27 protein-coding genes and 1 pseudogene are annotated in these 24,335 nt (G+C 67.3%); 17 read left to right on the plus strand and 11 right to left on the minus strand.

Features of this window, described 5'->3' with window-relative positions:
* From ccoS to ccoN, 8 genes are all read right to left on the minus strand, one after another.
* A partial coding sequence (gene ccoS, locus ACK4IU_RS16160) for a cbb3-type cytochrome oxidase assembly protein CcoS (RefSeq protein ID WP_409737130.1) occupies positions 1 to 136 on the minus strand: 136 nt, incomplete at its 3' end.
* Positions 136 to 2,394, minus strand: coding sequence for a heavy metal translocating P-type ATPase (locus ACK4IU_RS16165; RefSeq protein ID WP_409737064.1), 2,259 nt, complete (start codon positions 2,392 to 2,394; stop codon positions 136 to 138). The genes ccoS and ACK4IU_RS16165, both read right to left, overlap by 1 nt.
* Before the next feature lie 3 nt (positions 2,395 to 2,397).
* A complete protein-coding gene (locus ACK4IU_RS16170; protein WP_409737067.1) occupies positions 2,398 to 2,850 on the minus strand; it encodes a FixH family protein in 453 nt (150 codons plus the stop codon).
* Positions 2,850 to 4,265 (minus strand): cytochrome c oxidase accessory protein CcoG, encoded by a 1,416-nt coding sequence (ccoG, locus tag ACK4IU_RS16175; RefSeq protein WP_409737070.1) that lies wholly within the window; start codon positions 4,263 to 4,265, stop codon positions 2,850 to 2,852. The genes ACK4IU_RS16170 and ccoG overlap by 1 nt, the downstream gene beginning before the upstream one ends.
* 268 nt (positions 4,266 to 4,533) lie before the next feature.
* Complete coding sequence (gene ccoP, locus ACK4IU_RS16180; RefSeq protein ID WP_409737073.1) at positions 4,534 to 5,412, minus strand: cytochrome-c oxidase, cbb3-type subunit III; 879 nt, start codon at positions 5,410 to 5,412, stop codon at positions 4,534 to 4,536.
* A gap of 4 nt (positions 5,413 to 5,416) precedes the next feature.
* Positions 5,417 to 5,614 carry a cbb3-type cytochrome c oxidase subunit 3 gene (locus tag ACK4IU_RS16185; protein WP_409737076.1) on the minus strand — a complete coding sequence of 66 codons (198 nt, stop codon included), beginning with the start codon at positions 5,612 to 5,614 and terminating at the stop codon, positions 5,417 to 5,419.
* Between the two features lie 11 nt (positions 5,615 to 5,625).
* Positions 5,626 to 6,369: a cytochrome-c oxidase, cbb3-type subunit II gene (gene ccoO / locus ACK4IU_RS16190; RefSeq protein ID WP_409737080.1), complete on the minus strand. Its 744-nt coding sequence runs from the start codon at positions 6,367 to 6,369 to the stop codon at positions 5,626 to 5,628.
* A gap of 15 nt (positions 6,370 to 6,384) precedes the next feature.
* The gene (ccoN, locus tag ACK4IU_RS16195) at positions 6,385 to 7,989 is read right to left on the minus strand and encodes a cytochrome-c oxidase, cbb3-type subunit I (protein ID WP_409737083.1); all 1,605 of its coding nucleotides are present in this window, start codon (positions 7,987 to 7,989) and stop codon (positions 6,385 to 6,387) included.
* 224 nt (positions 7,990 to 8,213) lie between these two features.
* Here ccoN and ACK4IU_RS16200 point away from each other — a divergent pair, with 224 nt between their 5' ends.
* Positions 8,214 to 9,059 carry a universal stress protein gene (locus ACK4IU_RS16200; RefSeq protein ID WP_409737086.1) on the plus strand — a complete coding sequence of 282 codons (846 nt, stop codon included), beginning with the start codon at positions 8,214 to 8,216 and terminating at the stop codon, positions 9,057 to 9,059.
* A 57-nt stretch (positions 9,060 to 9,116) separates the two neighbouring features.
* Here ACK4IU_RS16200 and wecB read toward each other — a convergent pair whose 3' ends face one another.
* Complete coding sequence (wecB, locus tag ACK4IU_RS16205) at positions 9,117 to 10,343, minus strand: non-hydrolyzing UDP-N-acetylglucosamine 2-epimerase (RefSeq protein ID WP_409737133.1); 1,227 nt, start codon at positions 10,341 to 10,343, stop codon at positions 9,117 to 9,119.
* Positions 10,344 to 10,489: 146 nt separating this feature from the next.
* Complete coding sequence (locus ACK4IU_RS16210; RefSeq protein ID WP_409737089.1) at positions 10,490 to 10,864, minus strand: MerR family transcriptional regulator; 375 nt, start codon at positions 10,862 to 10,864, stop codon at positions 10,490 to 10,492.
* 119 nt (positions 10,865 to 10,983) lie between these two features.
* On the opposite strand from ACK4IU_RS16210, the gene ACK4IU_RS16215 reads away from it, so the two are divergent.
* The 16 genes from ACK4IU_RS16215 to ACK4IU_RS16290 all read left to right on the plus strand — a co-directional run bounded on the left by ACK4IU_RS16215 (position 10,984) and on the right by ACK4IU_RS16290 (position 24,147).
* Positions 10,984 to 11,406, plus strand: a complete 423-nt coding sequence (locus ACK4IU_RS16215; RefSeq protein WP_409737092.1) for a PaaI family thioesterase — start codon at positions 10,984 to 10,986, stop codon at positions 11,404 to 11,406.
* The gene (locus ACK4IU_RS16220) at positions 11,403 to 11,897 is read left to right on the plus strand and encodes a PaaI family thioesterase (RefSeq protein WP_409737095.1); all 495 of its coding nucleotides are present in this window, start codon (positions 11,403 to 11,405) and stop codon (positions 11,895 to 11,897) included. Before ACK4IU_RS16215 ends, ACK4IU_RS16220 begins: the two co-directional genes overlap by 4 nt.
* Positions 11,894 to 13,204 carry an MATE family efflux transporter gene (locus ACK4IU_RS16225; protein WP_409737098.1) on the plus strand — a complete coding sequence of 437 codons (1,311 nt, stop codon included), beginning with the start codon at positions 11,894 to 11,896 and terminating at the stop codon, positions 13,202 to 13,204. The genes ACK4IU_RS16220 and ACK4IU_RS16225 overlap by 4 nt, the downstream gene beginning before the upstream one ends.
* Positions 13,205 to 13,279: 75 nt before the next feature.
* Entirely contained in the window at positions 13,280 to 13,735 is a 456-nt protein-coding gene (locus ACK4IU_RS16230) for a universal stress protein (RefSeq protein ID WP_409737101.1), read from the plus strand.
* 294 nt (positions 13,736 to 14,029) lie between these two features.
* Complete coding sequence (locus tag ACK4IU_RS16235) at positions 14,030 to 14,401, plus strand: diacylglycerol kinase (protein WP_409737104.1); 372 nt, start codon at positions 14,030 to 14,032, stop codon at positions 14,399 to 14,401.
* Positions 14,402 to 14,521: 120 nt separating this feature from the next.
* Entirely contained in the window at positions 14,522 to 14,680 is a 159-nt protein-coding gene (locus ACK4IU_RS16240) for a hypothetical protein (RefSeq protein WP_409737107.1), read from the plus strand.
* 76 nt (positions 14,681 to 14,756) lie between these two features.
* Positions 14,757 to 15,320 carry a NifU family protein gene (locus ACK4IU_RS16245; RefSeq protein ID WP_149589203.1) on the plus strand — a complete coding sequence of 188 codons (564 nt, stop codon included), beginning with the start codon at positions 14,757 to 14,759 and terminating at the stop codon, positions 15,318 to 15,320.
* Positions 15,321 to 15,411: 91 nt separating this feature from the next.
* Entirely contained in the window at positions 15,412 to 16,002 is a 591-nt protein-coding gene (gene tsaB / locus ACK4IU_RS16250) for a tRNA (adenosine(37)-N6)-threonylcarbamoyltransferase complex dimerization subunit type 1 TsaB (protein ID WP_409737136.1), read from the plus strand.
* Positions 15,999 to 16,430: a GNAT family N-acetyltransferase gene (locus tag ACK4IU_RS16255; protein WP_409737110.1), complete on the plus strand. Its 432-nt coding sequence runs from the start codon at positions 15,999 to 16,001 to the stop codon at positions 16,428 to 16,430. The genes tsaB and ACK4IU_RS16255 overlap by 4 nt, the downstream gene beginning before the upstream one ends.
* A gap of 155 nt (positions 16,431 to 16,585) precedes the next feature.
* On the plus strand, positions 16,586 to 17,581 hold the full coding sequence (locus ACK4IU_RS16260) for a BMP family protein (protein ID WP_149589205.1): 996 nt from the start codon (positions 16,586 to 16,588) through the stop codon (positions 17,579 to 17,581).
* A 120-nt stretch (positions 17,582 to 17,701) separates the two neighbouring features.
* Positions 17,702 to 19,261: an ABC transporter ATP-binding protein gene (locus ACK4IU_RS16265; RefSeq protein WP_409737113.1), complete on the plus strand. Its 1,560-nt coding sequence runs from the start codon at positions 17,702 to 17,704 to the stop codon at positions 19,259 to 19,261.
* 172 nt (positions 19,262 to 19,433) lie between these two features.
* A complete protein-coding gene (locus tag ACK4IU_RS16270; RefSeq protein ID WP_409737115.1) occupies positions 19,434 to 20,534 on the plus strand; it encodes an ABC transporter permease in 1,101 nt (366 codons plus the stop codon).
* Positions 20,534 to 21,502: an ABC transporter permease gene (locus ACK4IU_RS16275; protein ID WP_409737118.1), complete on the plus strand. Its 969-nt coding sequence runs from the start codon at positions 20,534 to 20,536 to the stop codon at positions 21,500 to 21,502. Before ACK4IU_RS16270 ends, ACK4IU_RS16275 begins: the two co-directional genes overlap by 1 nt.
* Positions 21,503 to 21,584: 82 nt before the next feature.
* Positions 21,585 to 22,388 carry a purine-nucleoside phosphorylase gene (locus ACK4IU_RS16280; protein ID WP_409737121.1) on the plus strand — a complete coding sequence of 268 codons (804 nt, stop codon included), beginning with the start codon at positions 21,585 to 21,587 and terminating at the stop codon, positions 22,386 to 22,388.
* An 83-nt stretch (positions 22,389 to 22,471) separates the two neighbouring features.
* Complete coding sequence (locus ACK4IU_RS16285; protein ID WP_409737124.1) at positions 22,472 to 23,392, plus strand: sulfite exporter TauE/SafE family protein; 921 nt, start codon at positions 22,472 to 22,474, stop codon at positions 23,390 to 23,392.
* Positions 23,389 to 24,147 carry a TIGR02186 family protein gene (locus ACK4IU_RS16290; protein ID WP_409737127.1) on the plus strand — a complete coding sequence of 253 codons (759 nt, stop codon included), beginning with the start codon at positions 23,389 to 23,391 and terminating at the stop codon, positions 24,145 to 24,147. The genes ACK4IU_RS16285 and ACK4IU_RS16290 overlap by 4 nt, the downstream gene beginning before the upstream one ends.
* A gap of 78 nt (positions 24,148 to 24,225) precedes the next feature.
* Here the strand turns inward: ACK4IU_RS16290 and ACK4IU_RS16295 are convergent.
* Positions 24,226 to 24,335 (minus strand): annotated as a pseudogene (locus tag ACK4IU_RS16295) (pyrroline-5-carboxylate reductase); the annotation flags it as partial.

Genomic DNA, 24,335 nt, shown 5'->3' on the forward strand with positions numbered 1-24,335 from the left:
AATCCTTCATCAGGATGCGGTTCGCATCGCCCTCGGGGTCGTCGAACTGCCGGTTGCGCATGGCCCAGAAGAAGGCCGCAAGCCCGATCCCGCCCAGGAACAGCGAGGCCGGGATCAGGATCGTCAGGACTTCCATTACTTCAGCCTCATCGCGTTCAGGGAAACGGTGATCGAGGACAGCGACATGGCCAGCGCCGCCGCAAGCGGCGTGGCCAGACCCACCAGCGCGATCGGCACGGCGACGATGTTGTAGCCGCCCGAGATCAGGAAATTCTCGATCATCCGCCGCGACGCCTGCCGGCTGATCCGCTGGGCGTCGGCAATGGGGGCGATGTCCTGGCCGAGGAGCACGATGTCCGAGGCGACCCGCGCCGCGTCGAGTGCCGAGGCGGGCGAGATCGAGACATGCGCGGCGGCCAGCGCAGCCGTGTCGTTCAGCCCGTCGCCGACCATCAGGACCTTGCGGCCCTCTGACGCAAGCTGCGCCACGCGGGCGGCCTTTTCGGCGGGCAGCACGCCGGCCTGCCAGTCGGAGATACCCAGACGGTCGGCAAGATCGCGGACCGGGGCTTCGGCATCGCCGGAGAGAAGCTCGACCTCCAGTCCGGCAGCGCGCAGCGCGGCCACCGCCTGTTCGGCGCCGGGGCGCAGGCGGTCGGTAAAGGCGAAGGCGTGGGTTTCGAGCCGGGCGCCCCCCGCCCCCATCCCCTCCCCACCGGGGGGAGGGGAGGCGCCCAGATCGGTGACGGAGAGATAGGTTGCGGTCACGGGCAGCGGCTCGGCCCCGCACCAGTCAGCCCGGCCCAGGCGAACGCGGGCACCACGGTAGTCACCCTCGATCCCGCGGCCCGGAACCTCGCGGATGTCGGTCACTTCGACCGGGGCGATCCCGGCAGCCCTGGCGCCTTCCGCGATCGCCCGGGCCAGGGGATGCGCCGAACCGGCGGCAAGCGCCGCAGCGATGGCCACGGCCTCCGCCGGGTGGTCGGCCAGGGCAACAGGTTCGGGTGTGCCGAGGGTCAGCGTACCGGTCTTGTCGAAGACGACGGTATCGACCTCGGCCAGGCGTTCCAGCGCGGTGCCGTGCTTGATGAGCAGGCCCTTGCGGAAAAGGCGCCCGGAGGCCGAGGTGATGACGGCGGGCACGGCAAGGCCCAGCGCGCAGGGGCAGGTGATGATGAGGACGGCGGCGGAAATGTTGATCGCGTGGCGCAGGTCGCCGCCGGTCGCCCACATCCAGTAGCCGAAGGCGGCAAAGGACAGGATATGCACCAGCGGCGAATAGAGCTTCGAGGCGCGGTCGGCGAGGCTGGTGTAGCGCGTCTTGACCCCTTCGGCGACGGCGACGAGATCGGCCATCCGGTGCAGGCTGGACTCATTCCCCGCAGCCGTGACCTTCACGGTCAGGGGGCCGGTGAGGTTCACCTCGCCCGCGCTGACGACAGTGCCCTGCCCCGCCGGAACCGGAAGGCTTTCCCCGGTCAGCAGGCTGCGGTCGAGTTCCGAGGCGCCCGACAGGACCACCCCGTCCACCGGCATTCGCGCGCCGGGGCGGACCAGCACGGTATCGCCCGGCGCGACGGCGGCGATGGGGGTTTCCACCTCGGCACCGTCGATAAGCAGGATCGCGCGGGGCACCTCCAGCGCCGCCAGTTCCTCGGCCGCGGACCGTGCGATGGCGCGGGTGCGGTGGTCGAGGTAGCGGCCAAGGAGGAGGAAGAAGGCGAGCATCACGGCGGCGTCGAAATAGGCGTGATGGCCGGACATCCAGGTCTCGAACACCGAGATCGAGGAGGCGAGGATGAGCGCGAGGCTGATCGGCACGTCCATCCCGAGCTTGCCCTGGCGCAGCGAGGCCCAGGCCGAGCGGAAGAAGGGTTGCCCGGCGAAGACCACGGTCGGCAACGCGATGGCGGCGGAAATCCAGTGGAAGAGGTCGCGCGTCGCGGCCTCGGCCCCCGACCAGACGGCGACCGAGAGGAGCATCACGTTCATCATCGAGAAGAAGGCGACGCCGAGCCGCATCAGCAGGTCACGGCCCTGGCGGTCGGTCTCGGTGGCCGAGAGGAGGCCGGGGTCAAGCTCATGCGCTTCCTGGCCGAGCGTGTCGAGGAGGCAGATCAGCTGGGCGGCGGTGACGCTGCCCTCTGCCTCGACCGAGACGCGCTTCAGGGTCAGGTTGACGCGGGCGGAATGGACACCGGGCAGGGCCTGGAGCGCGGCCTCGATGCTGGAGATCGACTGCGCGCCGGCGGCATTGGGCAGGGAGAGGACGATGCGGCCGGCGCGGTCGGCGCGCAGGGCCGCGATGCGTTCTGCGGCGGGGACGACGGCGCAGGCCGGGCAGGCGGAGACCTGGGCGCGGGTCGCGGCGAAGTCTTCGGCCAAAGCCATGGCCTAGCCCTTCACGAACAGTTCGGACCGCTGTTCGAAAAGCGTTCCGTCATCGGAAAGGGCGGTCACCTTGACCATCCACTTGCCGACCCCGAGCAGCAGCTCGGCGGCATAGAGGTCGCCATCGAGCGTGAAGTCGGGGAAGCGGTCCTCGCTGGCCTCGGTGGTGCGGCCGACGAGGACCCGGAGGTCGTTCACCCGGACCGGCAGGCCGTCGGGGCCATGGAAGGCGAGCGTCATGCGGCCGGCCTCGTAGGAGGGAGTCATCGTCCAGCCCAGCGCCTCTTGCGCGGCCTTTCGCTTGTCGAAGCCCTGGGAGGCGACATAGGAGTTCTGGACTTCGAGCCCCGGGAAGGTCGAGACCGCCTTGTAGGCCAGAACGACGTTGACGCCGATGATCACGGCGAAGGCGCCGACGGTGACGGCGAGGACGTGCTTTCCGGTGATCTCGGCCATCATTGGACCTTTCCGTTGAAGATCGTATCATGCGACACGCGGTTCGTGGTGCCAAGCTCTTCCACCCAGAGGCGGACATCCGTGCGGTCCTCGACGGCGGCACGGGTGCCGGGGGCGGCCGTCAGGTAAACGCGCTGCGACAGGGTTTCGTTCGCGGGCACGGTGACGGTCAGACCCTCGCGCCCTTCCAGCGAGAGGGTGACGAAGGCGTCGGACGTGACGGCGATGGCGAACTGGGCGTCCGACCCGCCCTTGTTCCGCAGGCGGATGTCGTAGGCGTTGCGGATCGAGCCGTCCGACAGGGTGACATAGGTCGGGTTGCGGACCGGGGTCACGTTCATGTCGATGGGCGAGCGCATGAAGAGCGCGACGATCAGCCCAATGCCGATGCCGGCCCAGAGCACGGTGTAGAGCATGGTGCGGATGCGGAAGACATGCGCCCAGACCGATTTCGGCGGCTGGCCGGCGCGTTCGCGCGCCTCGTCGGTCAGCGCGAGGTAGCCGATCAGGTCGCGGGGCTTGCCGATCTTGTCCATCGTGTCGTTGCAGGCGTCGATGCAGAGGCCGCAGGTGATACAGGCGAGCTGCTGGCCATTGCGGATGTCGATGCCCATGGGGCAGACGTTGACGCAGGCCATGCAGTCGATGCAGTCGCCCGCGCCCTCGGTGCCGAGCTTGCCGCGCGGCTCTCCCCGCCATTCGCGGTAGCCGATGGTCAGCGTGTCCTCGTCCATCATCGCGGCCTGGATGCGCGGCCAGGGGCAGGCGTAGATGCAGATCTGTTCCCGCGCGAAGCCGCCGAAGAAGAAGGTGGTCATCGTCAGGATCAGCATGGTGATGTAGGCGACGGGATGCGCCTGGCCCGTTACCAGATCGCGCAACAGCGTGGGCGCGTCGGTGAAATAGAAGACCCAGGCGCCGCCGGTGGCCAGGCCGATCAGGAACCAGACCGTCCACTTGATCGCCCGCTTGCGGATCTTTTCGGCGTCCCACTTCTGCCGGTGAAGCCGGATGCGCGCATTGCGGTCGCCCTCGATCCAGCGTTCCACGAGGATGAAGAGGTCGGTCCAGACCGTCTGCGGGCAGGCATAGCCGCACCAGACCCGCCCGGCTGCCGAGGTGAAGAGGAAGAGCCCGAGGCCCGCCATGATGAGAAGGCCCGCGACAAAGTAGAACTCGTGCGGCCAGATCTCGATCATGAAGAAGAAGAAGCGGCGGTTCGCCATGTCCACCAGCACCGCCTGGTCCGGCAGCGAGGGCCCGCGGTCCCAGCGTAGCCAGGGGGTGATGTAGTAGATTCCGAGGGTGATCCCCATGATCCACCACTTCAGCGTGCGGAAAGTGCCCTTGACGCGGCGGGGAAAGACCGGCTCGCGCGCGGCGTAAAGGCTGGGTTCTGTTTCGGGGGTTGTCACGGGCGCTCCTTCGCTGGCCGGGGCCAGTCTATCATGCCGCCTGCAATCGGTCATTCCGCGCAAACGGGCCTTGACCTGCATCAATAGCGCCGGGGCCGGGGCGAATTGAATGCGGCAAGGCGGCACAACCAGGCGTGATCCGGGGCGGCAGGCCGATGTGGCCTTGCCTCGGACCGGGCATCCCTCGCGCCGCACCGATCCCGAAGGAGGTGCCCAAAGGAAAGGGGGGCCCGAAGGCCCCCCGAGGGTCGGAAGGGAACCGGGAAGGTCATTCCCCGCCACCGCGACCGTGGACATAGAAGGCCGCGGCGCGGATCTCGTCCTCGCTGAGGCGGGTGTTCCAGTTCGGCATCACGCCGAAGCGGGAATAGGTCACCGTCTGGGTGATCGCCTCGCGCGTGCCGCCGTAAAGCCAGATCTGGTCGTTAAGCCGCGGAGCACCCTGCGCCCGGTCGCCCGAGCCATCCTCCATGTGGCAGGCCGCACAGTTCTCGGCAAAGACCGTCGCGCCATCGGCCGCGAGCGCCGCGTCATGTTCCTGACCGGAGATGGCGAGAACATGTTCGACGACCTGCGAGATCTGGGTCGCGTCCAGGATGCCGTCCACGCCGAACTTCGGCATTTCCGAATAGCGGGCGTCCGGGTCGGTGGTGTTGCGGATGCCGTGGGTGATGGTCAGGTGGATGTCCTCCATCGTGCCCCCCCAGAGCCAGTCGTCATCCAGCAGGTTGGGATAGCCCTTGCCCACCACACCGGCCGCACCAGAGCCATGGCACTGGGCGCAGTTGGTGCGGAACACCGCTGCACCCGCACGTTCGGCAAAGGCCGCAAGTTCGGGGTCGGCGCCGATGGCGTTCAGGTCGGCCGCCACGAGGCGCGCCTTGATGTCGGCGTTGGCCGCATCGACCGCGGCGATCTCGGCCGCGACATCGGCGCGGGTCGAAGCACCGAGAAGCCCCGGCGTCGCCTGCGTGACAAGCGGCCAGGCCGGATAGGCGATGGTATAGCCGATGCCCCAGACGATCGTGGCGTAGAATACCCAGACCCACCAGCGCGGCAGCGGGTTGTTGTATTCCTCGATACCGTCCCAGGCGTGGCCGGTCGTTTCCACCTGCCGGGGCTCTTTCTTCAATGGCTTGGCGCACATGGCCTTACGCCTCCTTACGCGATTGGGCAGGATGGTCTTCCGCAGGGCGGTCGTCGTTGCGGAAGATCGAGTTGGCGACGTCCCGATGCGCGGCGCGCGACCCGGGGCGGAAGGCCCAGAGGCACACACCGAGGAAAGTCACCGTCATGGCCAGCAGGAACCAGCTGTCGGCGAGGTGGCGGAGGAAGGAATAGGTTTCCATCGCGCGTGCCCCTAGCGGTTGGCCACGGGGGTGTAGGTCGAGAAGTCGACCATCGTACCCAGCACCTGGATATAGGCGATCAGGGCGTCCGCCTCGGTCAGTTCGGGCTGGCCGTCGAAGTTGCGGACGTTGACCGCATTGCCGAAGGCCTCGGCGCCATACCGCGCCTCGAGCCCCGAACTGTCGCCCAGCGGATCGGCCTGGGCCACAAAGTCGGCCTGGGCGTTGGCGATCATCTCCTCGGTGTAGGGCACGCCCACCATCGCATGGGTTTCCAGCGAATCGCGGATGTAACGCCCGTCAATCCTGCGGTTGAACAGGAAGCCGTAGGGCGGCATCACCGATTCCGGCACCACGGACTTGGCGTTGTGGAAGTGGTCCTGGTGCCATTCGTCGGAATAGCGCCCGCCAACCCGTGCCAGGTCCGGCCCGGTACGTTTCGACCCCCACTGGAACGGGTGGTCGTACATCGACTCGGCCGCCAGGCTGTAATGGCCGTAGCGTTCCACCTCGTCCCGCATCGGGCGGATCATCTGGCTGTGGCAGACGTAGCAGCCTTCGCGGATGTAGACGTCGCGCCCGGCCAGTTCGAGCGGCGTGTAGGGGCGCACCCCTTCCACCTTCTCGATGGTGTTTTCAAGGTAGAACAACGGCACGATCTGCACGATGCCCCCGATGGTCACCACCAGGAAGGACAGGATCAAGAGGAGCGTCGCGTGGGTTTCGATTGCCTTGTGCTTGTCAAGGATAGCCATGATGTGCCTCCTCCCTTATTCGGCCGGAACGGCGTTGTTGGCGTTGACCGGCGACTTGGCTGGCTGGGCCTTGACCGTCATCCAGAGGTTGTAGGCCATGATGAGCCCGCCCGTCAGGTAAAGCACCCCGCCCAGCGCACGCACCACATACATCGGGAACTTCGCAGCCACGGTGTCGGCGAAGGCGTTGACGAGGAAGCCGTTGGCATCGACCTCGCGCCACATCAGGCCTTCCATGATGCCGGTGACCCACATCGACGAGGCGTAGAGCACGATGCCGATGGTGGCGAGCCAGAAGTGCCAGCTGACCAGCGAGAGGCTGTAGAGCCGCTCGCGGTTCCACAGGCGCGGCACCAGGTAGTAGAGGGCACCGAAGGTGATCATGCCGTTCCAGCCGAGAGCACCGGAATGGACGTGACCGATGGTCCAGTCAGTGTAGTGCGACAGGCTGTTCACCGCCTTGATCGACATCATCGGGCCTTCGAAGGTGGACATGCCGTAGAAGCCGATCGAGACGACCATCATGCGGATGATCGGGTCGGTGCGCAGCTTGTCCCAGGCGCCCGAAAGAGTCATCAGGCCGTTGATCATGCCGCCCCAGGAGGGCATCCACAGGATGACCGAGAACACCATGCCCAGCGTCGAGGCCCAGTCGGGCAGCGCGGTATAGTGCAGGTGGTGCGGACCGGCCCAGATGTAGAGGAAGATCAGCGCCCAGAAGTGGATGATCGAGAGCTTGTAGCTGAAAACCGGGCGTTCGGCCTGTTTCGGCACGAAGTAGTACATCATGCCCAGGAAGCCCGCGGTCAGGAAGAAGCCCACGGCGTTGTGGCCATACCACCACTGGATCATGGCGTCCTGCACCCCGGAGGTGACCTGGACCGAGGTCGAGCCGAAGATCGAGACCGGGATCGCCATGTTGTTCACCACATGCAGCATGGCGATGGTGACAATGAAGGACAGAAGGAACCAGTTGGCGACGTAGATGTGCGGTTCTTTCCGTTTGAACAGCGTGCCCATGAAGGTCGCCAGGAACGCCACCCAGACCACGGTGATCAGCCAGTCCACATACCAGACCGGCTCGGCGTATTCCTTGGACTGGGTGCCGCCCAAGACATATCCCGCAGCCGCCAGAACGATGATGAGCTGCCAGCCCCAGAATACGAACCAGCCGAGATTGCCGCCCCAGAGCCGGGTCGCGCAGGTGCGCTGGACGATGTAGAAGGACGACATGATCAGCGCGTTGCCGCCAAAGGCGAAGATCACGGCGCTGGTGTGCAGGGGACGCAGTCTGCCGAAGTTGCCGTAGCCCTGAAGCCAGTCGAAGTTCAGTTGCGGGAAGGCCAGCTGGAAGGCGATGACCACGCCGACCAGAAAGCCGACCACACCCCAGAAAGTGGTGGCGATTGCACCGGCTCGCACCACCCCGTCCATGTATTCATGGCTCAGGTCCGGTTTCGGATCCCCGGCGGTCCGCAGCACCCACAGGAAGGCGATGCCTGCGGCCAGCATCACTGTCAGCGCGTTGACCTGGTATGCCAGGTCCCGGGCGTAGTTGGCCGCGATCGCGGAGAGCACCGCGACGAGGCCAAGTCCGGCCAGTTTCAGATAATCCCACATTGTTTGCGTCCCTTCGTCTGTCTGTTGCGGTCGGCGCCCCGTTGACGATTCGGAGCCGCAGCCGCAGTCTACGACAGAGTGACTACTGCGGTGCAGCGACAAAAGGCGCCTTGATCTGCGTCAAGCTGTGGCAGGGCCCCGATTGACCTTGGTCAAGGCGCAGGATGCCATATCCGGGGAGATTGAGTCATTCGCAAACTCCGGCCCCTCAACGGGAGACGACCATGGCATACAAATCCCTTCTGACCGTCGCGGCTTCGCCCAATGAAGTCCTCGGCACGGTGACAGCCGCCGCACGCATCGCGCTGACGATGGATGCCCATCTGGACGCGCTGGCCCTGGGCGTCGACCGGACCCAGGTCGGCTACAGTTACGTCGGCTCGGGCGCAGTGGTGATTGCCGCCGCCATGGACCGCGCCGAGAACGAGGCCCGCGAAACCGAGGCTGCGCTCAATGCCGCAATCGGGGCACAGACGCCAGCATTGCGGTCGGCTGTGGAATCGCTGGTGACACAGCTAGGCGCGCTGACCGATGTCGTTGCCTCCCGCGCGCGGTATTCGGACCTGGTGGTCCTGCCCCTGCCCTATGGCAAGGATCGCGGGGTGGAGGACGAAGCGCTGACAGAGGCTGCCTTGTTCGAGGGCATGGCGCCGGTTCTGATCATACCGCCCGCCGGAATGCGCACCCCCGAGCCGAAGCGGATCATCCTGGCCTGGAACCAGAGCCGCGAGGCCCTGGTCGCGGCGCGGCGGGCGATGCCCTTCCTGAAACGCGCCGACTCGGTGCAGATCGTCGTTGTCGATCCGCCGACCCATGGCCCGGAACGCTCCGATCCCGGCGGGTTGCTGTGCCAGTACCTGGTGCGGCATGGTGTGCGCGCAGAGGTTTCGATTCTGGCCAAGACACTGCCCAGGGTGTCGGAGGTCCTCGCCCGCCACATCCGGGACACGGACGCAGACCTGCTGGTCATGGGCGCCTATGGCCATTCGCGGTTCCGCGAGGCAATTCTTGGCGGAGCGACGCGCGACATGCTGGAACACTCGGAAATTCCGGTGTTCCTCGCGCACTGAGCCAGCCATCGTCCCCGATCGGCGTGCCCGCCGGCCGGTCGCGATGTCGTCCCGGCGCTACTGGACGAAGCGCGGAATTGCCAGCGAGGATGCGTCAGAACCGACGACGACCGGTTCGGCCGCAGCTTCGAGCCCGGTCCCCGCGTCGAAGCGCGCAGTAAGCAATCGTGCGATCCGGACTGCCGCCGTGCCATCGCCGAAGGGGTTCGCCTTGCCGCGCAGCCCGGCCTTGGCATCATGCCCGAGGATGTGGCGTCCGGCAGCCCGGATTCGGTCCGGATCGGTGCCGGTCAGCTGGGCAAAACCCGCGCTGATCGCCTCGCCCCGTTCCGATTCGTTGCGGACCACCAGCATGGGCACACCGAAGGTCGGCGCCTCTTCCTGGACGCCACCGGAATCGGTGATGATCATCGAGGCCGCACTAATCACATAGACGAAATCCTCGTAGCCCAGGGGGTCGAGCAGGCTGACATTCGGCAGGTCGGCCAGGACGCTGCGAACACAGCCCGAAACCGCCGGATTGGGATGGACGGGAAGGACAAAGGCATGATCGCCGAAATCCGCAGCGAGGTCACGGATCGCGGCTGCAACCCCAGCCAGGATCGGGCCGTGGCTTTCCCGCCGGTGCAGGGTGACAAGGACGATCGGACGGCCGCCAGTAATTTGCTGGCGCCAGCCCTCGAGCCGCCGGGCGGTCGCGGGGTTATCGGCGATGCGTGCGCGCGTGGCGAGCAGGGCATCGACGACGGTATTGCCGGTAAGGTGCACGCGGCCGGGATCGACCCCTTCGGCAAGCAGGTTTTGCCGCGCCCTTTCAGTCGGGGCAAAATGCAGGTCGGCAATTGGTGCGATCATACGGCGGTAGCCTTCCTCGGGCCAGGGGCCGGCGAGATTGCCGGTACGCAGGCCGGCCTCGACATGGGCCACGGGTACCCCGGCATGGAATCCCGCAATCGCCCCGGCAAGCGCGGTGGACGTATCGCCCTGCACCACGATCCGGTGCTGCGGCTGGCGGTCCAGGAGCGCGCATATCCTGCGATGCAGTTCGGTAAAGCGCGCGCCGGCCGAGCCCGCCATGGGGTCAAGCGAAAGTTCGATGTCGGGGGCGATCCCGAAACCGGCCAGCGCCTCGCGTGCCATGACCGGATGCTGACCGGACAGGCAGACCGTCACCTGCACGCGCGGATCGCCGCGCAGAGCCAGTACAACCGGTGCCAGCTTGATCGCTTCGGGGCGGGTTCCGACAAGCACAAGTATCCGGTGCTTGCGCCGGGGGCGTTCCATAAACACGTTTGTGGCTCACTTCCGCAGGTTGGATGCAGCCAGAACGCCAGACAGAGATTTCCGAAACCCTAAGGCTGATCCGGCAGCGGCAGGGATTTGTCTCTGATTTTAACGATCTGCGCCGGAGCCTGCCCAAAGGCCCGGCCTCAGAGCCGTCCCATCTCCTGCACGGCGGTTTCGCGCAGTGCTTGCAGGTCGGCGATTGCAGCTTCGAGGTCCTGACGCTGGCGTTCCAGCGCGGCGAGCTGCCGGTCTGCCAGCTGAAGCCAGGCCTCCAGCTGCGGCCTCTCGCCCTTCTTGCCGTAGATAAGGAGCCACTGGCGGATTTCTTCCAGCGAAAAGCCGAAGCGGCGGCCGCGCAGGATCAGCTTCATCCGGGCGATCTCGCGCGGGCCGTAGAAGCGGGCGCGCCCCTCGCGGTCGGGGGCAAGAAGCTCGATGTATTCATAGTAGCGCAGCGTGCGCGGCGTCACGTCGAACCGGGCGCACATCTCCTTGAAGCTGAGGCGGGTCTCGGTCATGCGCAGTCCTCCCGGCTGCAAAGCGTAAGGCCCCGCCCCGGCCTGCGCAACGGTTTCGCCGCGCTTTCCGGGGGTTGCCTTCGCCCGGTCGCGGCGGTTTGATGCGTGCCGAGGGACCCATGACCGACACCAGCGCCACCGCCCGCAACTTCATCACCGCCCTGCCGCACAGTCATGCGCTGGGGATGCAGCTCGAGGCGATCGGCGAGGGGCAGGCGACGATCGCGATGCCCTACGATCCGGCGTTGGTGGGCGATCCGGAGACCGGCGTGATCCATGGCGGAGCCGTTTCGGCCCTGATGGACACGGCCTGCGGCGCGGCGGTGATGAGCCATCCGCAGGCAGGCATCTCGACCGCCACGCTGGACCTGCGCATCGACTACATGCGTCCCGCCACGCCGGGCCAGACCATCCGCACCAGGGCCGAATGCCACCATGTCACCCGGTCCGTCGCCTTCGTCCGCGCGGTGGCGACCGACGACGACGAAAGCCGCCCGGTGGCCATGGCGACCGGCGCCTTCACGGTGGAGCGCAAGGGATGAGGCCGCCGCCCGAGCCGGTCCACGTCGTCAAGCAGCGCCGCGAGGCCCTGCTGCGCACCCTGGTCGAGGGGGTGCCCTACATCCGGTTCCTGGGCGTGCAGTTCGACCGGCGCGGCGACGAGCTGACCGCCGTCCTGCCCTTCAAGGACAGCCTGATCGGCAACCCGCGCCTGCCCGCGCTGCACGGAGGCGCGACGGCGGCCTTCCTGGAGATCGCGGCAATGATCGAGCTGTCGTGGAGCACGCTGTGGGACGGGGTCGAGGCGGACGGGGCCCTGCCCGAGGGACCGCTGCGGCTGCCCAAGACCATCGACTTCACGGTGGATTACCTGCGGGCGGGCCTGCCGCGCGATGCCTATGCGCGGGCCCGGGTGAACAGGTCGGGTCGGCGCTATGCGTCGGTGCATGTCGAGGCCTGGCAGGACAATCGCGCGCGGCTTTTCGCGCAGGCGACGGGCCATTTCCTGATGCCGCCAGCCGCGCCGAAATGAGCGACATCACCCACGGCCGCGTGCTGCGGATCGCCGGGCCGATCGTCCTGTCCAATGCCACCGTCCCCCTCCTGGGCGCGGTCGATACGGCGGCGATCGGCCAGCTGGGCGATCCGGCGAGCCTGGGCGCCGTGGGCATCGGCGCGGTGATCCTGGCGACGCTCTACTGGGCCTTCGGCTTCCTGCGCATGTCCACCTCGGGTCTGGCCGCGCAGGCGCAGGGCGCGGGCGACATGGGCGAGCGGTCGGCGGTCCTGTTGCGCGCGCTGATCGTGGGCGTGGGGGCAGGGCTGGCGCTGGTCCTGGCGCAGGTGGCGCTGTTCGCGGGGGCGTTCTGGCTGGCGCCGGCCTCGGAGACGGTCGAAGGGCTGGCGCGCGACTATCTGGCGATCCGCATCTGGGGGGCGCCGGCGACCATCGCGCTTTACGCGCTGACCGGCTGGCTGGTCGGGCTGGAGCGGACGCGGGCGGTCCTTGTGTTGCAGCTGTGGCAGAACGGGCTGAACATCGGGCTGGACCTGTGGTTCGTCCTGGGCCTGGGCTGGGGCGTGCCGGGCGTGGCGCTGGCCACGCTGATCGCCGAGTGGACGGGCCTTGCGCTGGCGCTGTGGCTGGCGCGCGACGCCTTCGGGCCCGCCTTCCGCGCGGCGCTGGCGCGGCTGGGCGACCGGATCGCGATCCGGCGCATGTTCTCGGCCAGCCGGGACATCATGGGCCGCACGATCCTGTTGCAGCTGGCCTTCACCACCTTCGTCTTTCTCGGCGCGCGGTTCGGCGACGTGACCCTGGCCGCGAACCAGGTGCTGATGCAGTTCCTGGAGATCACCGCCTTCGCGCTGGACGGGTTCGCCTTCGCCGCCGAGGCGCTGGTCGGGCAGGCGGTGGGCGCGCGGTCGGTGGCCGACACCCGGGCGGCGGGGCGGATCACGATGCAATGGGGCTTTGGCGGCGCGGTGGCGCTGGCCCTGGTCTTTGCGCTGGCCGGGCCGGTCATCATCGACCTGATGACCACCTCGCCCGAGGTCCGCGCGGCGGCGCGGTCCTATCTGCCCTGGCTGGTCGCAGCGCCGCTGATCGGGGTCGCGGCCTGGATCTACGACGGGATCTTCATCGGCGCGCTGCTGACCGGGGACATGCTGCGGGCGATGCTGGTTTCGGTCGCCGTCTATGTGCTGGCGCTGGCGGTGTTGGTGCCATGGGCGGGGAATCACGGGCTCTGGGCCGCGCTGATGGTGATGAACGGGGCGCGGACGCTGGCGATGGGGCGGCTGTATCCCAAGGTCCTGGCCCTGCCCGCGCGGGCCTGAGCCGGGCGCGCCCCCGGTTCAGGCTTGCCTTCCCCCCGGCCCGCCTGCCATGATCGACCGCCAAAGGGGAGCATCATGCGGAAATTCCTCGTCGTGCTGGACGACAGTCGCGAGTGTCTGAATGCCATTCGGTTCGCCGCGCTGCGGGCGGCCCATACCGGTGGCGGGGTGACGATCCTGTCGGTCGTGCCCCCCGACGAGTTCCAGACCTGGGTGGGCGTGGCCGACCTGATGCGGGCAGAGGCGCGCGAGCGGATCGAGGCGCATTTCGAGGTATTCGCCAAATGGATGCGCGACAAGCAGGGGGTGAACCCGGAGCTTGTCATCCGCGAGGGCGACCCGGTGAACGAGATCCTCGCCCTGGTCAAGGAAGACCCGGAGATCGGCATCCTGGTCCTGGGCGCGGGCACCGACAAGGCTGGGCCGGGGCCGCTTGTCACCGCCATGTCGCGCAATTCCGGCAACCTGCCGGTGCCGATCACGATCGTTCCGGGCGACATGTCGAAGGAACGGCTTGAAAGCATCACCTGACGCGAGCAGGCCGCCGGCGCCGTGCCTTTCCCTTGCGGTTTCCGGGGGTAACCCCTGGAGGCGCGGCCGGGCCCTGCCGGCAAGGAATGTCGCGGCACCGATGCCGATCTGGATGTCCGGGCGGTTTGGTGCCAGTCTGTCCTGCGACCCGTCCTGTGTGATCTCTGCTGCCGTAGGGCCGGTCACCCATGACGACATCTTCTCGAGGACGCCTGGAATGCTGGATCTGACGACTGCGGCCCGGGAGGCGGTGCTGGACATGGCCGGTGCCGGCCGGCGGGGCACGGGCCGGGAATGACGCAGCCGGACAAGCCCCCGCGCAAGGCGGGGATCGCGCATTTGCTTGCCGCTGCCGGCTATTCGCTGGGAGGCTTGCGGCGGCTGGCCCGGGAAAGCGCCTTCAGGCAGGAGGTGCTGTTCATCACCGGGCTAATGGTCATCTTCCTGGTCGCCGGGGCTTCGCCGGCCGAGATCGCGGGACTGCTGGCGCTGGGGCTGGCGCTGGTCGCGGTCGAGGCGCTGAACACGGCGATCGAGGTGCTGGTCGATCACCTTTCGCCCGGCTGGTCCGAGTGGGCGAAGGACGCGAAGGACCTGGGCTCGCTGGCAGTGGCCTGCACGATCGGGGCGATCGTGCTTTACGCGGGCATCGTGCTGGTCTTCTAGGCAGACCCCCTTGCCTGACGCAGGCGCATGGCCGCCATGCGGAAGCGCACATTGGTTCGGCCGGGCTTCGGGACTAGATTGTGCGCCAAGGGAGGAGCCTCTGATCGAAAGGCTCATGCAATGTCCGTCGTTCTGTTCCCAAGCCGCAGCGCCCCGCCCTTCCCCGCCGCGGCAGCCCAGTATTACCAGACCGACCGCTCCGCAGAGAGGGTCGTGCGGTTGCGATCCCTGACCGCTGTCGAGCAGATGTATGCCTACTGGGGGTCCGACCGGGCCTGAACCTTAGAACGGTTCCAGACTTGACCTTCAGGACGGCAAGGCGCATATCCGACAGGAACAGTCGGAGACCGGAACAATGTTCATCCAGACCGAATCCACGCCGAACCCCGCGACGTTGAAGTTCCTGCCCGGGCAGACAGTTCTGGAGATCGGCACGGCCGATTTCCCAAGCGTCGAGGCGGCCGCAAAGTCGCCGCTCGCGCGGCGGATCTTCGCGGCGGGCGGTGTGACGGGCGTATTCTTCGGCACCGATTTCGTGACCGTGACCAAGGCCGACGATGTGGACTGGGCCCATATCAAGCCGCAGATCCTGGGCGCGATCATGGAGCATTACCAGTCGGGCCAGCCGGCGATCGAGGGCGAGGGCGCCACCGGCGGCGGCCATGCCGAGCACACGGGCGAGGATGGCGACGTGGTGCGGCAGATCAAGGAATTGCTGGACACCCGCGTCCGCCCGGCGGTGGCGCAGGATGGCGGCGACATCACCTTCCACGGCTTCGACCGGGGCGTGGTCTACCTGCACATGCAGGGCGCCTGCGCGGGCTGCCCCTCCTCGACGCTCACGCTGAAGATGGGCATCGAGAACCTGCTGCGGCACTATATCCCGGAAGTGCTGGAAGTCCGGCCCGTCGCGGCCTGATCCCCTCGTGACGGCTCCTCGCTCCCCTTCGGTCGCTCTTCGCGGGGCGGGCGGCGGCGAGAAGGCGCAGCCGCACGAGAAGTTTCCCCTCCTGGCCTTCGATACCTCGGGTCCGCATTGCGCGGCGGCGCTGCTGCTCTCAGACGGGCTCATCCTGCGCGAAGAGCAGATGGCAACCGGCCAGGCCGAGCGGCTGATCCCGCTGCTGGACGAGGTGCTTGCCGAAGGCGGCATCGGCTGGTCCGACCTCAAGGCCCTTGCCGTCGGCACCGGGCCGGGCAATTTCACCGGGGTCCGCATCGCGGTGGCCGCCGCCCGGGGGATGTCGCTTGGCCTTGGCATCCCGGCGGTGGGCGTGACCCGGCTGGAGGCGCTGGCGCATGGCCTGCCGCGCCCGCTGGTCGTCGTCGAGGACGCGCGGCGCGGTCAGGTCTATGTCCAGCTTTTCCTGCCCGAAGGTCCGGGCCCCGCGCATCTGGCTGACCGCGTGGTCCCCGCCTGCGCGGCCACCGGCTCGGCGGCCGGTGCGAAGGCGCTGCCCCCGGCGATGCCTCTGGTCGAGGCCATTGCGCGGATCGGTGCCGTCCGGGCCGGAACGCCGCAGCCCCGTCCCGCACCCTTCTACCTGCGCGGGGCCGACGCGGCGCCGCCCTCGGACCCGCCGCCGGTGATCCTGCCGTGACGCCGGAGACGCTGGCCGCGCTGCACGCCCGCACCTTCCGTACCCCACCGCCCTGGACGGCGGCCGATTTCGCCGGATTGCTGGCCGATCCGCTCTGCTTCCTGCTGGTCGAGGGCGACGCGGGCTTTCTCCTTGGTCGCGCGGTCGCGGACGAGGCCGAGCTTCTGACGCTTGCCGTCGCGCCAGAGGCGCGGCGCCTTGGTCTGGGGCGCAGGCTGGTGGCGCGGTTCCTGTATCAGGCGCGGCTGCGCGGGGCCGGGCGGGCCCTGCTGGAGGTGGCCGCGGACAACGCAGCGGCGATCGCGCTTTACGAATCGTCCGGGTTCCATCCGGCGGGCACGCGGAAGGGCTATTACCGGACCGACGGGGGGCAGCGGATCGACGCGCTGGTCATGGCCCGCGATCTTGGCCCCGTGCCGGGTCACTAACCGTTCCTGACCAAAGGGTCAGGTTTTTGCAGGTCTCACGCGAATCTGGCTTGACCCCCATCGGGGCTTTGTCGCTAATCATGCCGGACCCCGACCGCGACCGGTGCTTCCGGCGGACTGGGCGGGCGAGTGTTGTATCAACCGGGAGAACACCCATGAGCCTTATGAAATCCCTTGCCGGGGCCAGCTGCGCAGTCGCCCTGATGGCGGGCGTCGCCACGGCCGAACCGGCGATCATCTTCGACCTGGGCGGCAAGTTCGACAAGTCCTTCAACGAGGCCGCGTTCAACGGGGCGGAGCGTTGGGCGAAGGAAACCGGTGGCACCTACAAGGAACTGGAGATGCAGGACGAGGCCCAGCGCGAGCAGGCGCTGCGCCGGCTGGCCGAATCCGGGGCGAACCCGGTGGTGATGACCGGCTTTGCCTTCGGCGACGTGCTGAACAAGGTCGCGCCAGACTTTCCGAACACCAAGTTCGCCATCGTGGACATGGTGGTTGAGCAGCCGAACGTGAAATCGGTGGTGTTCAACGAACACGAAGGCTCCTACCTGGTCGGCATGATGGCCGCGCTGGCCTCGAAGACGGGCACGGTCGGCTTCATCGGCGGCATGGACATCCCCCTGATCCGCAAGTTCGGTTGCGGCTATGCCCAGGGCGTCAAGGCGGTGAACCCGGACGCAAAGGTCGTCATCAACATGACGGGCACCACTCCGGCCGCCTGGAACGACCCGGTGAAGGGCGCGGAACTGGCCAAGGGCCAGAAGGCTCAGGGTGCCGACGTGATCTACGCGGCGGCGGGCGGCACCGGCGTGGGTGTCCTGCAGGCGGCGGCCGACGAGGGGATCCTCTCGATCGGCGTGGACAGCAACCAGAACTACCTGCACCCCGGCAAGGTACTGACCTCGATGCTGAAGCGCGTGGACAACGCCGTCTACGAGGCCTTCAAGGAAGGCGAGAACCTGACCCCCGGCATCAACGTCATGGGTCTGGCCAACGATGGCGTGGGCTATGCGATGGACGAGAACAACGCCTCGCTGGTGACGCCCGAGATGCAGGCAAAGGTCGATGAGGCCGCGGCGAAGATCAAGTCGGGCGAGATCGTCGTACACGACTACATGTCGGACAACACCTGCCCGGCTGCGACGTTCTGATCCGGCCCGGGTCGATCTGACAGGTGCCGCGCCAAGCCCTTGGCGCGGCACATTTGCAAAGGGATGCCGCGAAAGTCGCGCAGACAAGCGGCGGGCACCCGGCGGAAACAGGGGGAAGACATGGCCAACCAGAGCGGGGCCGAAGCAGCCTATGCCATCGAGCTGAAGGGCATCTCCAAGGCCTTCGGTCCGGTCCAGGCGAACAAGGACATCAACATCGCCGTGCCGAAGGGCACGATCCACGGCATCATCGGCGAGAACGGCGCGGGCAAGTCCACGCTGATGTCGATCCTCTACGGTTTCTACAAGGCCGATGCGGGCCAGATCTTCGTCAACGGCCAGCTTACACCGATCCCTGACAGCCAGAGCGCCATCCGCGCCGGCATCGGCATGGTCTTCCAGCACTTCAAGCTGGTGCAGAACTTCACGGTGCTGGAGAACATCATCCTCGGCGCCGAGGAAGGCCAGATGCTGAATACCTCGCTGACCAAGGCGCGGAAGGAACTGGAACGCCTCGCCCGCGACTATGACCTGGAGGTCGATCCCGATGCCCTGATCGAGGACCTGTCGGTGGGGCACCAGCAGCGGGTGGAGATCCTGAAGGCGCTCTACCGCCAGGCCGACATCCTGATCCTGGACGAACCCACGGGCGTCCTGACGCCGGACGAGGCCGACCACCTGTTCCGCATCCTGAAGGGGCTCAAGGAGCAGGGCAAGACGGTGATCCTGATCACCCACAAGCTGCGCGAGATCATGGAGGCCACGGACAACGTCAGCGTCATGCGGCGCGGGACGATGGTGGCCACGGTCAAGACTGCCGAGACATCGCCCGAGCAGCTGGCCGAGCTGATGGTGGGGCGCAAGGTGCTGCTGGAGGTCGACAAGGGCACGGCCAGGCCGGGTGAGGTGGTGCTGAAGGTCGAGGACCTGCGGGTGCGCGACGAACACAAGGTGGAACGCCTGAAAGGCATCAGCTTCGAGATCCGGGCGGGCGAGATCCTGGGGATCGCGGGCGTGGCCGGCAATGGCCAGTCCGAGCTTCTGGCAGCCCTGGGCGGGATGCAGGCCGCGACCGGCACGGCCACGCTTAAGGGGGCCCCCCTGCCCCTGTCCGGCCCCGGGTCCGATGGGCAAAGCCGCCGCAGATCCGGGATAGCCCATGTGCCGGAGGACCGGCATCACCATGGGCTGATCCTGGACTTCACCGCCTGGGAGAACGTGGCCTTCGGCTATTTCAACGATCCCAGATACCAGAAGAACGCCCTGTTCATGGACAATGACGCGATCCGCGCCGATACCGAACGGAAGATGGCGAAGTTCGACGTGCGTCCGCCGATCCCGACCCTGGCTGCCAAGTCCTTCTCGGGCGGCAACCAGCAGAAGATCGTGGTGGCGCGCGAGATGGAACAGAACCCCGCGCTGCTGCTGATCGGCCAGCCCACGCGCGGCGTGGACATCGGCGCGATCGAGTTCATCCACAAGCAGATCATCGCGCTGCGCGACGCCGGCGCGGCGATCCTGCTGGTCAGCGTCGAACTGGACGAGATCATGAGCCTTTCGGACCGCATCGCCGTGATGTTCGACGGCAGGATCATGGGATTCCGCGATCCAGAAACGACCGACGAGCGCGAGCTGGGCCTGTTGATGGCCGGGGTGGCGGGCAAGGGAGAAGCGGCATGAGGTTTGACCGGCCCCCCACCCCCATCCCCTCCCCACGGAGGGGGAGGGGAGGCGCTTTGCCTGTATCGGCGTTCGTGGTGCCCGACGGATCGACCGGGCGCCTCCCTCCCCCCGCAGTGGGGAAGGGCTGGGATGGGGGGGCTTTCCCCGCAGGAAAACGGAGGGCCGCCTGATGGACCGCTTGCCACGCTGGGCCGATGTCGCCCTTGTCCCCTTCGTCTCGCTGACGCTGGCCGCGCTGATCTCGGCGCTGGTCATCATCGCCATCGGGCAAGACCCCTGGGAGGCGATCACGGTCATGGTGCAGGGGTCGGTGATGAACGCCTACGGCTGGGGCTACACGCTGTATTACGCCACCAGCTTCATCTTCACCGGGCTTGCGGTGACGGTGGCCTTCCACGCGGGCCTGTTCAACATCGGCGGCGAGGGGCAGGCGCAGCTCGGCGGTCTGGGCGTGGCGCTGGTGCTTCTGTTCCTGCCCTGGCCACATTGGACGCTGGCGCTGATCGGCGCGGCCTGCGGCGCGGCGCTGTTCGGCGCGGCCTGGGCGGCGATCCCGGCCTTCCTCCAGGCGAAACGCGGCAGCCACATCGTCATCACGACGATCATGTTCAACTACATCGCCGCGAGCCTGATGATCTTCATGTTGGTCGACGTGCTGCGCCCGCCCGGCAAGATGGATCCGGCCACGGCCAACTTCCCGCCCGAAACCCACTTGCCCAGTTTCAACGAGATTCCGGGCGTGAACCTGATCTTCGCCAGCAAGGTGCCGGCCAACGTGACCTTCTTCATCGCCATCGCGATGGCGGTCGTGGTCTGGCTGCTCCTGTGGCGCACGCGGCTCGGCTACCAGATCCGCGCCTTCGGCAAATCGGAACCCGCCGCCCGCTATGCCGGGATCAACCCGACGCGGATCATCATGATCACCATGCTGATCTCGGGGGGCCTCGCCGGCCTCATGGCGATCAACAACGTGATGGGCGAGGCACAGCGGCTTCTGGGCAACTCGGCCTCGGGTGCGGGGTTCATCGGCATCGCCGTGGCGCTGATGGGGCGGAACCACCCGGTCGGCGTCGTTCTGGCGGCGCTCTTGTTCGGCTTCCTGTTCCAGGGTGGGGCCGAGCTCGGCCTCTGGACCAGGATCCCGATCGAACTGCGCACCGTGGTCCAGGGCCTGGTTATCCTGTTCACCGGCGCCCTGGACATGATGGTGCGGATGCTCCTGGTGCGCATCTTCGCCCTGTTCCGCCCGTCCCGACTGGAGGCCGCGTGATGGATTACAACACGCTTCTGCAGATCCTCGATTCCACGCTGCGCCTGGCGACGCCCCTGCTGCTGGCCTGCCTCGCGGGGCTCTACTCGGAACGTTCGGGCGTCTTCGATATCGGGCTGGAAGGCAAGATGCTGGTCGCCGCGATGTGCGCCGGCGCGGTGGCCTTCTACACCGGGTCGGCCTGGGTCGGCGCGCTTGCGGGGATCGCCGGGTCGCTGGTCTTTGCGTTGATCCACGGCATCACCTCGATCACCTTCCGCGGCAACCAGCTGATCGCGGGGGTGGCGCTGAACTTCCTGGCCTCGGGGATGACCGTCCTGGTCGCGCAATACCTGTTCGGCCAGGGCGGCCGCACGCCGCCGCTCGAGGGCGCGGCGCGCTTCAACCCGATCGACCTGCCCCTGTCCGAGACGCTGAAGGGCGTCCCCGTGATAGGCCCCTTCTACCACGAGGTCATCTCGGGCCATTCGATCCTGGTCTATGCCGCCTTCGCCATCGTCGCCCTGACCTGGTTCGTGCTTTACCGCACCCGCTATGGCCTGCGCCTTCGCGCGGTGGGCGAGAACCCGGCGGCGGTCGATACTGCGGGCGTCAGCGTCCCCGCGCTGCGCTTCTCGGCCGTCATGGTCACCGGCGTCCTCTGCGGCCTTGCCGGGGCCTACATGGCGACCGCCCTGCAGGCGGGCTTCGGCAAGGAGATGACGGCAGGCCGCGGCTACATCGCGCTCGCCGCGCTCATCTTCGCCAAGTGGCGCCCGGTGCAGGCGATGTACGCCTGCCTTCTCTTCGGCTTCTTCCAGGCGCTGGCCCTGCGGCCAGACGTGGTGCAGTCGGTGGTGCAGGTGAAGGTTCCCGTGCCCTTCCTGGATGCCCTGCCCTATGTCCTGACGGTCTTCGTCCTGGCGGGCTTCGTCGGCAAGGCGATCCCGCCGCGTGCCGGCGGCGAGCCCTATGTCAAGGAACGCTGATCCCCTTGCCCCTTGCGAAATACTCCACGGGGGTGCGGGGGTGTGAAACCCCCGCTCCGCCGCCAGCCGGAAGGAACGCCGCATGTCCGACGCCGAGACCCTTGCCCGCCTGATCCGCTCCCGCGCCGGAGGGGCTCCGGTCGCGCTTGGCCTGATCCTCGGATCGGGGCTCGGCCATCTGGCGCAGGCGGTCGAGGGCGTGGCGATTCCCTATGCCGATCTGCCGGGCTTTCCGCATGTCGGGGTCTCGGGGCACAATCCGAACCTCCATGTCGGCCAGCTGGAAGGCGTCCGGGTCGCCGTCTTCGGCGCGCGCGAACATTACTACGAAAGCGGCAATCCCCGGGCGATGCTTCTGCCGCTTCAGGTCCTGAAGGCGCTCGGAGCCGAGAGCCTGATCCTGACGAATGCCGCCGGCTCGCTGCGCCCCGACGTGCCGCCCGGCAGCGTGATGCTCCTGTCGGACCACATCAACTTTTCCGGCCTGAACCCGCTGATCGGGGAAAGGACCGATGCCCGCTTCGTGCCGATGACCGATGCCCATGATCCCGCGCTGCGCACCGCATTGCGCGCGGCTGCCGCGGCCCAGGGGATCGACCTGCCCGAAGGCGTCTACTGCTGGTATTCCGGTCCCTCCTTCGAGACGCCGGCCGAGATCCGCATGCTGAAGCTTCTGGGCGGGGACGCCGTCGGCATGTCCACCGTGCCCGAGGTGATCCTGGCCCGCTTCCTCGGCCTGAAGGTGGCGGCGATTTCCACGATCACCAACATGGCCGCAGGCATGTCGGACGAGAAGATCAGCCACGAACACACCAAGGCGATGGCCCCCCTGGGTGCGGCAAAACTGGAACGCATCCTGAGGGAATTCCTGCGTTCACGGGATTGAGACGACTGGGCGTTTGACTTCGCCGGCAAAGCCGCGCAACCCTTTGAACACCCCGCCGCTTTCGCCCCGAACGGGCCGCCCCTATGCAGCTCTACCTCCCCATCGCCGAGGTTTCGGTCAATGCCTTCCTCATCCTGGGGCTTGGCGGTATCGTGGGCTTCCTGTCGGGCATGTTCGGCGTGGGCGGCGGCTTCCTGATCACGCCGCTTCTCTTCTTCATCGGGGTCCCCCCCGCCGTGGCCGTGGCGACCGGGGCGAACCAGGTCGTGGCCTCCTCGATCTCGGGAGTGCTTGCGCAACTCAGGCGCAAGGGCGTCGATTTCACGATGGGCACAGTCCTTTTGGTCGGAGGCGTGATCGGCTCGGCCATCGGGGTCTGGATCTTCGCCTGGATGACCCGGCTCGGGCAGATCGACCTGTTCGTCCAGTTGTCCTATGTCCTCTTCCTGGGCCTCATTGGCGCGCTGATGTTCCAGGAAAGCCTGCGGAGCCTCTTGCGCGCGCGCCAGAGCGGCGGAGCGCAGATTCGCCGTGCCCATGTCCATTCCTGGGTCCACGGCCTGCCCTTCAAGATGAAGTTCCGCGCCTCGGGACTTTACATCAGCGTGATACCCCCGGCTTTGGTCGGAGCTGCGGTCGGGATCCTGTCGGCGATCATGGGCGTGGGCGGCGGCTTCATCCTGGTGCCGGCGATGATCTATCTTCTGGGTATGCCCACCAAGGTCGTGATCGGCACCTCGCTGTTCCAGATCATCTTCGTCACCGCCTTCACCACCGTCATGCATGCCGTCACCAGCCAGACCGTAGACATGCTGCTTGCGCTTCTGCTGATCCTGGGCGGCGTCGTGGGGGCTCAGATCGGCACACGGGTCGGCGTCCGGCTGAAGGCCGAACAGTTGCGGATTCTCTTGTCCCTGCTGGTGCTGGCTGTTTCGATTCGTATCGCCGTCGACCTGCTGGTCACACCGTCCGAGCTCTATTCGGTCGCCGGGGTGATACCGTGATCCGAGCGCTGGCTCTCTTTCTGGCCCTGACGCTTCCCGCCGCGGCGCAGGAGGTCATCGTCGCGGGTATGAGCCAGAACCGCGTGTCGATCACCGCCGATTTCGACGGATCCGAGATCCTGATCTACGGCGCGGTCAAACGCGACTCCCCACCGCCTGACGCGGGCGCTCTTGAGGTCATCGTCACGGTCGAGGGACCCTCGACCCCGGTCGACGTGCGTCGCAAGGGGCGCGTTGCCGGGATCTGGGTCAACACCGCCTCGGTCAGGGTCGACAGCGCACCCACCTTCTACGCGGTGGCCACCACCGGGCCCCTGAAGCACATCCTGTCCGACACGGACGACCTGCGCTACAGCATTTCGGTCGAGCGGGTGATCCGCGCCATCGGCATTGCGGCCGAAGCCGACGGGTCGGAAGAGTTCGTCAAGGCGCTCATGCGCGTGCGGACCAGCGAAGGGCGTTATCGCCTGCTGGAAGGCAGGGTCGAGCTGACCGAGGACACGCTGTTCCGCACCGACATCATCCTGCCGTCGAACTTGACCGAGGGTGAATACAAGGTCCGGTTGTTCCTCTTGCGCGACAAGCGGGTCATCGCCAGCCAGGAGCGGGTTATCGGGGTCCGCAAAGAGGGGCTGGAGCGGTTCCTCTTCAACCTGGCGCAGGAGCAGCCGCTGATCTATGGCCTCCTGTCACTGGTGCTGGCCGCCATTGCCGGCTGGGGCGCCTCGGCCGCCTTCCGGCTGATCCGGGCCTGACCGGGCGACTTCCCATCCGACATCGTCGGCTCGTCGCGGGCGAGGAGGGACGAAGTCACCGACGAGCGGTCAGCCGGGTCATTTCTTCCTGGCCAGTGCCGCTTCCAGCGCCGCGATACGCGCCTCCAGCGCCGCGTTCTCCTCGCGCGCCTTCTGCGCCATGGCGCGGGCGGCATCGAACTCTTCGC

This window comes from Tabrizicola flagellatus, assembly GCF_046295235.1.
GTDB classification, from domain to species: Bacteria; Pseudomonadota; Alphaproteobacteria; order Rhodobacterales; family Rhodobacteraceae; genus Tabrizicola; species Tabrizicola flagellata_A.